The 12,882-nt window shown below is 55.3% G+C and carries 11 protein-coding genes; 10 read left to right on the top strand and 1 reads right to left on the bottom strand.

Going from position 1 to position 12,882, the window contains the following annotated elements; genetic code table 11:
* The first annotated feature begins 37 nt into the window (after window positions 1-37).
* From lepB to pdxJ, 6 genes are read left to right on the top strand one after another with little or no spacing between them, the layout of a single operon-like run.
* The gene (lepB, locus tag MRBBS_RS12755) at window positions 38-817 is read left to right on the top strand and encodes a signal peptidase I (protein ID WP_014871939.1); all 780 of its coding nucleotides are present in this window, start codon (window positions 38-40) and stop codon (window positions 815-817) included.
* Between the two features lie 26 nt (window positions 818-843).
* Entirely contained in the window at window positions 844-1,230 is a 387-nt protein-coding gene (locus MRBBS_RS12750; protein WP_014871938.1) for a DUF4845 domain-containing protein, read from the top strand.
* Window positions 1,227-1,916, top strand: coding sequence for a ribonuclease III (gene rnc, locus MRBBS_RS12745; protein ID WP_014871937.1), 690 nt, complete (start codon window positions 1,227-1,229; stop codon window positions 1,914-1,916). Before MRBBS_RS12750 ends, rnc begins: the two co-directional genes overlap by 4 nt.
* Complete coding sequence (gene era / locus MRBBS_RS12740) at window positions 1,916-2,833, top strand: GTPase Era (RefSeq protein WP_014871936.1); 918 nt, start codon at window positions 1,916-1,918, stop codon at window positions 2,831-2,833. Before rnc ends, era begins: the two co-directional genes overlap by 1 nt.
* A 30-nt stretch (window positions 2,834-2,863) precedes the next feature.
* Window positions 2,864-3,583 (top strand): DNA repair protein RecO, encoded by a 720-nt coding sequence (gene recO, locus MRBBS_RS12735; RefSeq protein ID WP_014871935.1) that lies wholly within the window; start codon window positions 2,864-2,866, stop codon window positions 3,581-3,583.
* Entirely contained in the window at window positions 3,580-4,314 is a 735-nt protein-coding gene (gene pdxJ / locus MRBBS_RS12730; protein WP_014871934.1) for a pyridoxine 5'-phosphate synthase, read from the top strand. The genes recO and pdxJ overlap by 4 nt, the downstream gene beginning before the upstream one ends.
* 13 nt (window positions 4,315-4,327) lie before the next feature.
* Here pdxJ and MRBBS_RS12725 read toward each other — a convergent pair whose 3' ends face one another.
* Complete coding sequence (locus MRBBS_RS12725; RefSeq protein WP_014871933.1) at window positions 4,328-7,237, bottom strand: ATP-binding protein; 2,910 nt, start codon at window positions 7,235-7,237, stop codon at window positions 4,328-4,330.
* A 210-nt stretch (window positions 7,238-7,447) separates the two neighbouring features.
* Here MRBBS_RS12725 and cysM point away from each other — a divergent pair, with 210 nt between their 5' ends.
* Genes cysM through mazG form a run of 4 tightly spaced genes read left to right on the top strand, consistent with a single transcriptional unit; the run spans window position 7,448 to window position 12,826 of the window.
* Window positions 7,448-8,341 carry a cysteine synthase CysM gene (gene cysM, locus MRBBS_RS12720; RefSeq protein WP_014871932.1) on the top strand — a complete coding sequence of 298 codons (894 nt, stop codon included), beginning with the start codon at window positions 7,448-7,450 and terminating at the stop codon, window positions 8,339-8,341.
* Window positions 8,342-8,366: 25 nt separating this feature from the next.
* The gene (gene rlmD, locus MRBBS_RS12715; RefSeq protein ID WP_083847056.1) at window positions 8,367-9,713 is read left to right on the top strand and encodes a 23S rRNA (uracil(1939)-C(5))-methyltransferase RlmD; all 1,347 of its coding nucleotides are present in this window, start codon (window positions 8,367-8,369) and stop codon (window positions 9,711-9,713) included.
* Between the two features lie 33 nt (window positions 9,714-9,746).
* Entirely contained in the window at window positions 9,747-11,978 is a 2,232-nt protein-coding gene (gene relA, locus MRBBS_RS12710) for a GTP diphosphokinase (protein WP_014871930.1), read from the top strand.
* Window positions 11,978-12,826 carry a nucleoside triphosphate pyrophosphohydrolase gene (gene mazG, locus MRBBS_RS12705; RefSeq protein WP_014871929.1) on the top strand — a complete coding sequence of 283 codons (849 nt, stop codon included), beginning with the start codon at window positions 11,978-11,980 and terminating at the stop codon, window positions 12,824-12,826. The genes relA and mazG overlap by 1 nt, the downstream gene beginning before the upstream one ends.
* Window positions 12,827-12,882 lie beyond the last annotated feature (56 nt).

Raw genomic sequence — 12,882 nt, 5'->3', positions numbered from 1 at the left:
CACCTGATAAACAGGCATCTGATAAGTAGGCATCTGAATGGATATCGATTTTCCGCTGATTTTGGTCATCCTGACCTTTGCGACGGGTTTGGTCTGGCTTGCCGACAAACTGTTTTTACGCCCGCGCCGCGCCGCTAACGCGAGTGTCGTGGCCCCAGAGAAAGAGTCGGCCGTAACAGAGCCTTATTTAGTCGAGCTGAGCCGTTCGTTTTTTCCGGTATTGGCCATTGTGTTGGTTCTGCGTTCGTTTCTGGTAGAGCCATTCCAGATTCCCTCCGGCTCTATGTTGCCTACCCTGGAGGTGGGCGATTTCATTTTGGTGAACAAGTTTGCTTATGGCCTTCGGCTGCCGGTTCTGGGCTCAAAAGTGGTCAGCATCGACGATCCAGGCCGCGGTGATGTCATGGTATTTCGCTACCCTGAAGACCGTAAAACCAACTACATAAAACGAGTGGTTGGGTTGCCCGGTGACCAGATTCGCTACCGCGATAAAACTTTGTTCATAAACGGTGAAAAAGTGGAATCGCGATTTGTGGCGCGTCTGCCGCCCAATGAATACAGGCGCGAGCAGCTAGGTGGGATGGAGCATGATATTTTTCTGACCAAGGGCCGCCTGGGCACTGGCGGTGAAGGCGAATGGCAAGTACCCGAAGGCTACTATTTTGTAATGGGTGACAACCGTGACAACAGTAATGACAGCCGCTACTGGGGCACGGTTCCAGACGACCTTGTTGTCGGCAAGGCCTTTGCTATCTGGATGCACTGGGAATCGCTGGCCAGCTTGCCATCGTTTCGTCGGGTGGGGGGCATAGAATAATGGGCAACCTAATGAGGATACAGGGAATGACCAACAATGGGTCAAATATAAACACGCAGCGCGGCGCATCCGGTTTGGTCATGCTGGTCATGGTTCTGTTTTTTGGCAGCCTGCTGACCCTGTTGCTGAAACTTGGGCCAGCGTACATGGATGATTACACCATTCAGGAGGCACTCGAAGCCCTGGACGGTACCAAAGGATTGTCAGCAATGGGGCCGGCTCAAGTGCGTTCACTGATTAATAAGCGCCTGAGTGTGAACAATGTTCGCACCCTTAGCGCCGAGAGTATTACCGTTGACAAAGACGGTGACCGGGTGCTGATTGTGGTGGACTATGAAGTGCGCTCGCCGGTAATTAGTAACATAGATGCCGTGATGCACTTCAAGCACGCTTACGATATGAGTGGCCAATGAGCGTACAGCCCGACCTTGAGCCCTTACAGCGTCGTATCGGTTATCAGTTCAAATCCCAGGAACGTCTGCTGCTGGCCCTGACTCACCGTAGTTTTGGCAATCAGAACAATGAACGCCTTGAGTTTCTGGGTGACTCCATTGTGAACATGGTGATTGCCGAGCATTTGTTCAGGCGCTTTCCCAAAGCCCGTGAAGGGCAGCTAAGCCGCTTGCGGGCGCGCATGGTCAAGGGCGTAACTCTGGCGGAAATTGGGCGGGAGTTTGATTTAGGCTCCTATCTGCGCTTGGGTTCAGGTGAGCTCAAAAGCGGCGGTTTTCGTCGTGAATCGATACTGGCGGATGCGGTAGAGTCTGTCATCGGCGCTATCTATCTGGACAGTGATTTTGTTACCTGTCAAGCTCAGATATTGCGTTGGTTTGATTTGCGCCTGCAGAATCTGGACTTACAGGATACTCAGAAAGATCCGAAAACCCGCCTGCAGGAATATCTTCAGTCGCGCCAGTTTCCGCTGCCGATTTATGACGTTCAGGCAGTTGACGGTGAGGCCCACAATCAGACATTTCACATATCCTGCGCGCTGTCCTCATTAGGGCGCAAAACCACAGGTAGCGGCAACAGTCGCCGCATAGCCGAACAGCAAGCCGCCCGTAATGCCCTGAAAGAACTGGGTGTGGAGAACGATTGATGACGGATACAACCCGCCCGCAAGACCCCGACAGCCGTTGTGGCTTTGTGGCCATCGTAGGGCGCCCCAATGTGGGCAAGTCTACCCTGATGAATCACATACTGGGCCAGAAGCTCAGTATTACCTCGCGCAAGCCGCAAACCACCCGTCACCAGGTTTTGGGTATAAAAACCATTGGCCCGGTGCAGGCTGTGTATGTCGATACACCGGGTATGCATGAAGAAGAACCACGGGCGATAAACCGATACATGAACAAGGCTGCTACCTCGGCCTTGAAAGGTGTCGACGTGGTGGTATTTGTGCTTGACCAGCTGGCCTGGACCACCGCCGATGAACTGGTGTTGGAGAAACTTTCTAGCTTGAAATGCCCGGTGATTCTGGCGATCAACAAGGTCGACAAGATTGAAAAGCGGGAAACCCTGCTGCCGCATTTGGACATGCTGTCGCGCAAGCGCGATTTCGCCGAAATGATTCCCGTCTCGGCGCTGCGCCAGACGAATCTGCTACCGCTTGAAGAGTGTGTCGGCCGCTTCCTGCCGCAGAGCGTGCACTTTTACCCAGACGACCAGATTACCGACCGCAGCGAGCGCTTTATGGCCTCGGAAATGGTGCGTGAAAAAATCACCCGCCAGCTAGGTGCAGAGTTGCCATATTCGGTGGCGGTGGAAATTGAAGAGTTCAAACATGATGGTAAAACCTTGCACGTGTCGGCCGTGATACTGGTGGAGCGTGAAGGTCAGAAGAAAATTATCATTGGGGACAAGGGCGACCGCCTGCGCAGCATTGGCCAGGATGCCCGGATCGATATGGAACGCATGTTCGACAACAAAGTCATGCTGCGGCTTTGGGTGAAGGTTAAACGCGGCTGGGCCGACAGTGAACGGGCTTTGAAAAGCCTTGGCATGAACGACTTCTGAGTCTGCCATGAGGGCTAAGGTGCTTGTTGTATGAGGGGCAAGGTCATTCAGGAGCCGGGCTATGTGATTCATCGCCGGCCCTGGCGTGAAACCAGCTTGCAAGTAGATGTTTTCACCCTGAATTATGGCCGTATTGACTTGATTGCTCGCGGCGCCAGCACTAGCAAAAGCCCGCTCAAAGCCCAGTTGCAACCTTTTCAGCCGCTATTGCTGGACTGGGTCGGTCGCGGGGACCTGAAAACCTTGACCCAGGCAGACGTTCGATATGCGCCGGTTTTGGCGCAATCGCAAGCGCTGTTCAGCGGTTTTTATCTGAATGAATTGCTTCAGCGCATTTTGCCCGCAGCTGACCCCTATCCATTGTTATTTGCTGCTTATCTTGATGCCATGGCCGAGCTGGCTGCTGCTGCTGAGCTGGAACCCGTGCTGCGGCGTTTCGAGCGCAGTCTGGCGCTGGCCCTGGGGTACGATTTTGCTTGGGACCTTGCTACCGATAGCGGTGCACCGGTGCAATCGGGCTGGTTTTACGGATATCACCCGCAGCAGGGCATTATTGAGCGCCCGGGTGCCGATGTGCGGGTGAAAAAACTTCGTGGCGATGCGCTGCTTGCGCTTGCTGCCAATGATTACAGTGAAATTGAAGCGCGCCGCAGCGCCAAGCGGGTGATGCGCTCGCTGGTAGACTATTTATTACAGGGGCGACCGTTGCACAGCCGCCAACTTTTTATCCAGCCAGGGGCAGTAAAATGAACTCCAGAGTATTGCTTGGTGTGAATATCGATCACGTGGCCACTTTACGTCAGGCCCGCGGTACACGGTATCCCGATCCGGTACAGGCTGCATTGCTGGCGGAAGAAGCCGGCGCCGACGGCATAACCATTCACCCGCGGGAAGATCGTCGCCACATTCAAGACCGTGACGTGTTGCTGTTACGCGATACCTTGCAGACCAAAATGAACCTTGAAATGGCGGTTACCGACGCCATGCTGGATTTTGCCGAACAAATCCGCCCGGCCTGCGTGTGCTTGGTGCCTGAAAAACGCGAAGAACTGACCACCGAGGGTGGTTTGGACGTTGATGGCCAGGAAGCCCGCATCGCCAGAGCCTGCGAACGCCTGGCGGCCATAGGTGCGGAAGTATCCCTGTTTATCGACCCTAACAAAACTCAGATTGATGCTGCCGTGCGCTGTGGCGCGCCGGTGATTGAATTGCACACCGGTGAGTACGCCGAGGCCAGCGGCGCGGCTGCGGATGCGGCTTTCAAGGTATTGGTGGAAGCGGTCACCTACGCTCGCAAGAAGGGTTTGGTGGTTAACGCAGGCCATGGTCTGAATTATCACAACACCGAGCGGGTGGCCGCGATTGCCGGGATTAATGAGTTGAATATCGGCCACGCTATTATCGCCCGAGCGGTCTTCACCGGTCTGAAAGAAGCAGTGCGGGACATGAAAACACTGATCGATAACGCTTGCCGGCGTTAGGAGTGCGTCGACTCTAAAAGTGCATAGGGCTGCCGTGTTGTCTGAAGAGTAACTGCCAATGGGTGTTGTCGCCCCAGTTTAATAGCCGCTTCAATGCTCTCAACAGCTGATCGGTCAGGGGATTAATATCGCTGTCAGCCGTTTTTAACGCGGTCTCCAGTTGATTGGCAGCGGCTCGAACTTCCGGTACGCCGCAGTAGCGGGTGCCACCGTGCAGCTTGTGCACGCACTCGAGCAGTTCCAGTCTGTTGCCATCGCGCCAATGATGTTCAATGGTTTCAACGGTGGGTGTTATCTGTTCCAGCAGCATGCTGAGCAACTCTTCGGCCAGGTCTGCTTTGCCGGCTGCCAAGCGCAGGCTTTCCTCAATACTGATGCATTCCCTGGTCATTCGTCGACTCGACGGTCGCAGTGCTCTTCGACTATCGCGCACTTCGTTAGCTCGATCGCCGTCTTCGGCGCCGTCGTAATATATCAATCCTGTGTGTTGCTGGACGGCGTCCAGCAGTTGGCGGCTGCTGACCGGCTTGGTCATGTAGCCGTCGAATCCCTGCCGCGCCAACCGGCCTCGCTCGTCACTCATGGCGTGCGCGGTCAGTGCAATAATGGCGGCACGTTGGCAGCTGGCGGTTTCCAGCTGCCTTAGCTTTTGGGTGGTGGCCACGCCGTCCATACCTGGCATCTGCAGATCCATGAATACCAAATCGAATTGACGGCAGCGGGCCTTTGTCAACGCTTCAAAGCCACTTGCGGCGCCTACCGTGTTTACGCCCGCATCCTGTAGCAGGGTCAGTACCAGTTTAAGATTGGCTTCGTTGTCGTCTACCGCCAGAACCCAGGGGTTGAGGCTTTCTCTGCCGGGTTCCGGTTGTGGTGTTGCCAGACCGTAACCGCGATCAGCCGTGTGGTCGTTAGCGTTGATGCCGTGCACCAGTAACGTCAGTTCATTGTAGAGCTCCGCGCGCAAGACGGGTTTGGTTAGGTGGCTGCTAACATTGGCTACCAGGGGTGTGTCGTGGCTCTCCATGGTTGGCGTGAGCAACAGGGTGCGACAATCGCGGTCAACCTCAATACTGTGCACCAGACTGCGATATCGGTTGGAATTGAGTAAATGGCGATTAATACCAATCAGCGCGACGGCAAAGCCGGTCTGTTCTTGTTGCGCCTGTTCGATGCGCTCTTGCATGGCGCCAGGAGAGCTAACCCGCTCTACGGTAACGCCCCAGTTCCGCAACAGGTGCTCCATCGCCAGGCCAGTAGTTTTTTGTTGCTCCAAGTAAATCATGCGTTCACCGCGCAGGCCGTTACGGGGGCTGTCGCTATCGTTTTGGCTGGCCCGCGTGCTGGTCAGGGTGAACCAGAATGTAGAGCCTTTTCCCAGCGCGCTTTCCAGGCCGATCTTGCCGCCCATTTCCTCTGTCAGGCGTTTGGATATAGCCAGCCCGAGCCCGGTGCCACCATATTGCCGTGCGGTTGATGCGTCGGCCTGGCTAAACGCATCGAACAATGGTCGCTGTTGTGCACGTGACAGTCCCATACCTGTATCCGCTACGCTGATACGCAGGGTAACGGAGCCATTACTGGCGTCCTCTTCTTCTAGGCTGGCACGCAGGACGACTTCGCCGGCGTGGGTAAACTTGATGGCGTTGTTGAGCAAATTGGTAATAATCTGTTTCAATCTTAATGGGTCGCCCATCAAGTTGTTGGGCACATCGTTGTAAACCAGATTTACCAGGTCCAGGTTTTTGTCGTGCGCTGCCGGCGCAAGCATCACCATGACTTCTTCCACAATGTCCCGCAGCTGGAACGGTACTCGGTCAAACGTTAGCTTGCCGGCTTCGATTTTAGAAAAGTCGAGAATGTCGTTAATGATGGTCAGCAGGATTTCCGATGACTTGCGAATGGTGTTCAGGTGATCTTTTTGCTGGCGGGCCAGAGAGCCTTTTAACAGCAGTTCGGTGAATCCGATAATACCGTTGAGCGGAGTCCGGATTTCGTGGGACATATTGGCCAGAAATTCCGATTTTATGCGGCTCGCTTCGAGCGCTTCCTTACGCGCAAAATCCAGTTCAATATTTTGGACTTCAATAGTTTCCAGCGTTTCCCTCAGGTCTTCGGTTGCCTGGTTCACGTTTTGCTGCATGTCTGCCTGGGCCATGCTCAAGGCAGCCGCCATGGCGTTCAGGCCAGACTCAAGCTGTTCAAACTCGGGTCCAGCTTGAGTACAAACCCGGGTTTCCAATTTGCCTTCTTTAAGCTCGGCAACGGCTTTATTAAGCTTATAAACAGGACTGGTGAAAGCCCGGCTCAGGCACAGCGACACCAGCATGCTGAACACCACACCGGAAAGGACTAACAGCAGGGAAATCAGCAACGCTTTGTAGGTTTCTTTTTCGGTGCGGATATGGGACATTTCCACCGCTACCCAGCCTAGCGTTTGTTGGGCACTAGGCGCCTCAGCCTTGCCATTGACCAGGTTCTCGATCATCAGGCCCTGCAGGGTAACCGGCGTAATGAAAAGAGTGCTCTGCGGGTGCGGCAGCTGCTGCGCGACCTGATCCCGCAGCTGCTCGCCGATATCGTGTTTGTGGGTGTCGGGGCCGGTGTGCAAAAGACGTTCGCCGGCGCTGTCGAAAAAGCTGATAGAGCGTACATCTTGCTCTTGCAGTAACGCGTTGGAAAGGCTGCCTAATAAGTGCCGGTTGGCCGTAAACAGGCCGTATTCTGAGCCCGCCGCGAGTTGCCGCGACAAGGCTTCGCCGCGGTCCCGCAGCAGGCTTTCAATCTGGTCAACCCAACTTGAACTGAAAAACAGGCCCAGCAATAAAGTGGTAGCCAGTGTGGGTGCCAGTGTGGCCATCAGTACCTTGTTGCGAATGCCCCAGTGACGAATACCACGGTTGGCAAAACCCCAGCGCCCCATAAACAATCCCTGAAAATGGCATTTTGCCCGCTGACTACGGGCATCAGTCTGTTGGTTCGGTATTTGCGCCCGACGGGTGTTGTTGCCGGCAGCAGGTGACCTAATTCGTAGCGATAGCGCCAGGCTCTTGCGATAGCCATAAGCTGTATTGGGCTGGAGTCGCTATAAGGCGTATGATTTAACACCAAAAGTGTACCACAGAGACTCATTATGTACTTTCCAACCATTGAAGATTATGTTGGTAAAACCCCCCTGGTTCGCCTGCAGCGCCTGCCAGGCGATACCAGTAATGTCATCCTTGCCAAACTGGAAGGTAATAATCCGGCCGGTTCGGTCAAAGATCGGCCCGCGATCAGCATGATCCAACAAGCCGAAATCCGCGGCGACATCAAGCCCGGTGATACTCTGATTGAAGCTACCAGCGGTAATACCGGTATTGCCCTGGCTATGGCGGCGGCGATAAAGGGTTACCGCATGGTGTTGATTATGCCCTCCAATATGAGCGAAGAGAGGCGCGCGTCCATGCGCGCTTATGGCGCCGAAATTATTGCGGTGAGCAAGGAATACGGTATGGAAGGCGCCCGCGATCTGGCCGAACGCATGCAGGCCGAAGGCAAAGGCAAGGTTTTGGATCAGTTTGCCAATGCTGACAACCCACTGGCGCACTACCGCACCACCGGCCCTGAAATCTGGGAGCAGACCAATGGCCGGGTAACCCATTTCGTGGCCTCGATGGGCACCACGGGAACGGTTATGGGCGTGTCCCGCTATTTAAAAGAGCGTAACCCCGAGGTCCGCATTGTTGGCCTGCAACCCAGCGAAGGCGCGGCCATACCGGGCATTCGGCGCTGGCCAGAAGCCTACATGCCTAAAATTTTTGATGCCAAGGCGGTTGATCAGGTAATGGATATTGGTCAGGTCGAGGCCGAAACCACGATGCGCGCGCTGGCTGAAAAAGAAGGTATTTTTTGCGGCGTATCGTCTGGCGGTTCAATCGCTGCGGCGCTGCGACTTTCCCAAACGCTTGAAAACGCCGTCATCGTGGGCATTATCTGTGACCGTGGTGACCGCTACCTGTCTACCGGCGTATTTCCTGGCGCTTGAGTCTGATTAAAAAAGAGAAGAATTGATGAGTAGAAGACGCAGAAAAGTGTTGCCCCAGGAGCCTGTGCGCTGCGAGGTCGAAAAGCTCGGTCATGATGGCCGTGGTATTGCCCGTAACGAGGGTAAGGTCCAATTTGTCAGCGGCGCGCTGCCAGGCGAAACAGTGTTGGCCAAGATCGTTGGCAGTCGCAGCAAATTTGACGAATTGCGTACCCTTGAAGTACTCAACGCGGCTCCCGACCGCCAGGTTCCGCCCTGCGACTTTGCCGCCGTGTGCGGTGGCTGCAGCCTGCAGCACATGAGTGCAGAAGCGCAGATTGCGTTCAAGGAAAACACTCTGAAAGAGCACTTTACCCATTTTGGTGGTATCGAGCCCGAACAGTGGGTTAAACCACTGCGCGCTGACACCTTGGGTTACCGCCGCAAAGCGCGGCTGGGTGTGCGTTTCGTAACAGCACGTGACTCAGTGCTGGTTGGCTTCCGCGAAAAGGGCAGTAATTTTCTGACGGATATTGACCGCTGCCTGGTGCTGGACCCACGTATTGGTGAACGCATTATGCCGCTGCGCGAATTGCTGCGCGGCATGGATGCTTTTGACCGCATTCCCCAGGTAGAGGTTGCCTGCGGTGATGATGTGGCCGTGATGGTGTTCCGTAATATGGAGGACTTGAGCGACGGTGACCGCAGCAAGCTGATTGTGTTTGGTCAAAACCACGATCTGCACATCTATTTGCAACCTAAAGGCCCGGACACGGTTCACCGTATTTGGCCGAAATCTGCAGGTCGCCAGGATGAACGTTTAAGTTACAGCTTGCCGGAATTTGATTTGACCCTGGCGTTTCACCCAATGGATTTCACCCAGGTGAATGCCAGCATCAACCAGGTAATGGTTAAGCGCGCCATCGACTGGCTGGATGTGCAGCCCGGTGAGCGAGTCTTGGATCTTTTTTGCGGCTTGGGTAATTTTACCCTGCCGCTGGCTCGCAGTGGTGGCCAGGTGGTCGGTGTTGAAGGCGACGACGCCATGGTTGAGCGCGGCCGCGAGAACGCCGTGCTGAACGGCCTGGATAATGTGACCTTTTTTGGCGCCGACTTGCACGGCGATTTTACTGACCAGAGCTGGGCCAAAGAGGGTTTCGACAAAATCCTGATTGACCCGCCGCGCTCCGGCGCCGAAGACATTTGCCAGTACTTAACCGCCTTTAACGCTAGCCGCATTGTGTATGTGTCTTGCAATCCGGCCACTTTGGCGCGGGATGCGGGTGTTATGGTGCGTAACGGCTACCGCTTGGTGCAAGCGGGTGTCATGGATATGTTCCCGCATACTACTCATGTGGAATCCATCGCGCTTTTTGAACGTGATTCTGGTTAAACGCGATTCCGGCTAATCTGGAAAAGAGTCGACATGGTAAAAGTTCGCGAAGATTACGCCGTGACCGGTAGCGGTGAAGTAGACATTGCTCACTGCGTGCGCCAGCTGGCTGAGCAAACCCGACTTGAGGATGACAGTCTGCTGCGCCAAGCTTGCGAAAGAGCCGCGGCGATAGACCTTCAGGCCTATCGGGAAGACCGACAATGGACCCCCGGCGCCAGCAGTTTCCGTACCGGCATTGAAATGGCTCGAGTGCTGGCAGAACTGCACCTGGATCAGGCCAGTCTGACGGCTGCTGTGCTGTATCGCGCTGTACGCGAAGAACGGGTAACGCTGGAGGCTGTGCGTAAAGAGTTTGGCGACGAAGTGGCTGGCCTGATCAAAGGCGTGCTGCAGATGGCGGCGATTTCGTCTATCCATCACCCCCTGAAAGGCAACGTTTTGGGCCAGAGCGAAGGTCAGCTCGACAACGTGCGTAAAATGCTTGTGACCATGGTTGACGACGTGCGGGTTGCGCTGATCAAACTCGCTGAGCGCACCTGCGCCATCCGCGGAGTGAAAGACGCATTGCCGGAAAAACGCATGCGAGTTGCGCGGGAAGTATTTGAGATCTATGCCCCGTTGGCGCACCGGCTGGGCATTGGCTATATCAAATGGGAGCTGGAAGACCTGTCTTTCCGCTATCTGCACGAAACCGCTTACAAGAAAATTGCCAAACTGCTGGATGAAAAGCGCCTGAATCGGGAAAGCTACATCAAACGGGTGGTGGCTGCGCTGGAGTCCGAGCTGGGCAGCGCCGGCATTAAAGGCGATGTGTCTGGCCGCGTTAAGCACATCTATAGCATCTGGCGCAAAATGCGCAGAAAAGGCATTGATTTCAGCCAGGTGTATGACGTGCGCGCGGTGCGTATTCTGGTGCCGGAGGTACGCGACTGCTACGCCGTGTTGGGCGTAGTCCACGGTCTGTGGCGCCATATTCCTAACGAATTTGACGACTACATCGCTAACGTCAAAGAAAATGGTTACCAGTCTCTGCACACCGCGGTCATCGGCCCGGAAGGCAAGGTGATGGAGGTGCAGATTCGCACCCGTGACATGCACGAAGAAGCCGAACTGGGTGTCTGCGCCCATTGGCTTTATAAGGGGACCGACACTAAAAACAAATCCACCGGTTACGATGCCAAAATAAACTGGTTGCGCCAGGTGCTGGAATGGCAAGAAGAGTTGGGCGATCTGTCCGGCTTGGCGGAACACCTGAAATCCGAGGTGACATCCGATCGGGTTTACGTGTTTACGCCTGAGGGCCATGTGGTTGATCTGCCCCAGGGTTCCACCGCCGTAGACTTTGCTTACAGGGTACATACAGAAGTCGGTCACGCTTGCCGAGGCGCGCGCATCAACGGGCGTATCGTGCCCTTGATCTACCCGCTGAAAACCGGCGATCAAGTGTTCATACTGACGTCTAAAAATGCGACGCCCAGCCGCGATTGGCTCAACCCCAACCTGGGCTACATTCGGAGTTCGCGCTCCCGCGCCAAGGTCATCAGCTGGTTCAAACAGCAGGACCGCGGTCGTAATATCAGCGATGGCCGTGCCATTCTGGACGACGAATTCAAGCGTTTGTCATTGCACGACTGCAATCTGGAACTGCTTGCCAAGAAGGTGAATTACCACAGCGCTGAAGACATGTGTGCGGCCATTGGCGCGGGCGACCTGCGCCCAGCCCAAGTGGCCAATGTGGCCCAGCAAATGCTGGAGCCAAAACATGAACAGCCCGAACTGAAGCTGCGCAAGCAAAGCAAAGCCTACGATACCGAATCTGACATTCGCATTGTGGGTGTGGGCCAGCTGAAAACCCAAGTGGCTAAATGCTGCAAGCCCCTACCGGGTGATGATATTGGCGGCTACATTACCGTTGGCCGCGGTGTGACCGTTCACCGGCAGGACTGCAACACTTACATGGGGCTGGTGGAAACAGAGCCACACCGCATTATCGAGGTCAGTTGGGGCGTGCGCCAAGCCTCGGTATACCCGGTGGATATTAGCGTTGATGCTTATGACCGTTCGGGCCTTTTGCGCGATATCACCCAAGTGCTGTCGGCATCGCGCTGCGATGTGCTGGCGTTAAACACCCAGAGCAATCGTGACGACAACACGGCCAACCTGACGGTCACTGTAGAAATCTCCGATCTGGAACAACTGGCCAAACTGCTGTCCCAGATTCGCAACCTGCCCAACGTCATTGAGGCTAAGAGAAAACGCTGATGAGCTATTCGCTGGACGACTTGAGAACCCTTATGGCGCGCCTGCGCGATCCAGACACCGGTTGCCCTTGGGATACCCGCCAGACGTTTGCGTCTATCGTGCCCCACACCTTGGAAGAAGCCTACGAAGTGGCTGACGCCATCGAACGCGAGGATTATCCCCATCTGGAAGACGAGCTGGGCGACCTGCTGTTTCAGGTCATTTTTCACAGCCAGATCGGGCAGGAATCGCAGCATTTCGATTTTGATTCGGTGGTGGACAACCTGGTGTGTAAACTGATCCGTCGCCACCCCCATGTGTTCCCCGAAGGCACGCTGGCGAGCCGGATTAACCCACACAATCGCCCAGGCGAAGACTGGATCAAACAGAGCTGGGAACGCATCAAGGCGGAAGAGCGGTCGCTAAAGCCTGCGCCTTATAGCGCCGAACCTGCGGGCCGTCTGGACGCTATTGCCCGTACTCTGCCGGCCATGGCGCGTGCTGAAAAACTGCAGAATCGGGCTGCCCGCCACGGCTTTGACTGGCCCGACATTGCCCCAGTGTTTGACAAACTGTACGAAGAGATTGATGAGCTGAAAGAAGCCTGGCAAGCCGCCTATGACGGCAGTGGCGAACGCGACGCCCTGGAAGATGAGCTGGGTGACGTGATGTTCGTGTGCGTGAATCTGGCGCGCTTCATGAAGGTGAACCCGGAGCAGGCTTTGAAACGCACCAATCATAAATTTGAAGCGCGTTTTCGCGCTATCGAAGCCGAGCTTGTGGCCCAGGGCCGTAATATGGACAGCGAGACCCTAGAGGCGCTGGACGCCATCTGGCAGTCGGTGAAAGGTGTGGAGCGTCAGCGTTGAGATGGTCAAGCCGCGTAGACTTCGGCAGTGGTTCCTTAGTATCTTAACGAGGAACA

Source organism: Marinobacter sp. BSs20148, assembly GCF_000283275.1.
Lineage (GTDB): Bacteria > Pseudomonadota > Gammaproteobacteria > Pseudomonadales > Oleiphilaceae > Marinobacter > Marinobacter psychrophilus.
This window is presented reverse-complemented; position numbering and strand designations above follow the sequence as displayed.

What these genes read in the sequence shown, in the direction of transcription:
- cysM (WP_014871932.1), top strand. Translation starts at nt 7,448, where the DNA reads ATGTACTTTCCAACCATTGAAGATTATGTTGGTAAAACCCCCCTGGTT.
- rlmD (WP_083847056.1), top strand. Translation starts at nt 8,367, where the DNA reads ATGAGTAGAAGACGCAGAAAAGTGTTGCCCCAGGAGCCTGTGCGCTGC.
- lepB (WP_014871939.1), top strand. Translation starts at nt 38, where the DNA reads ATGGATATCGATTTTCCGCTGATTTTGGTCATCCTGACCTTTGCGACG.
- recO (WP_014871935.1), top strand. Translation starts at nt 2,864, where the DNA reads ATGAGGGGCAAGGTCATTCAGGAGCCGGGCTATGTGATTCATCGCCGG.
- era (WP_014871936.1), top strand. Translation starts at nt 1,916, where the DNA reads ATGACGGATACAACCCGCCCGCAAGACCCCGACAGCCGTTGTGGCTTT.
- MRBBS_RS12750 (WP_014871938.1), top strand. Translation starts at nt 844, where the DNA reads ATGACCAACAATGGGTCAAATATAAACACGCAGCGCGGCGCATCCGGT.
- rnc (WP_014871937.1), top strand. Translation starts at nt 1,227, where the DNA reads ATGAGCGTACAGCCCGACCTTGAGCCCTTACAGCGTCGTATCGGTTAT.
- MRBBS_RS12725 (WP_014871933.1), bottom strand. Translation starts at nt 7,237, where the DNA reads ATGGGGCGCTGGGGTTTTGCCAACCGTGGTATTCGTCACTGGGGCATT.
- mazG (WP_014871929.1), top strand. Translation starts at nt 11,978, where the DNA reads ATGAGCTATTCGCTGGACGACTTGAGAACCCTTATGGCGCGCCTGCGC.
- relA (WP_014871930.1), top strand. Translation starts at nt 9,747, where the DNA reads ATGGTAAAAGTTCGCGAAGATTACGCCGTGACCGGTAGCGGTGAAGTA.
- pdxJ (WP_014871934.1), top strand. Translation starts at nt 3,580, where the DNA reads ATGAACTCCAGAGTATTGCTTGGTGTGAATATCGATCACGTGGCCACT.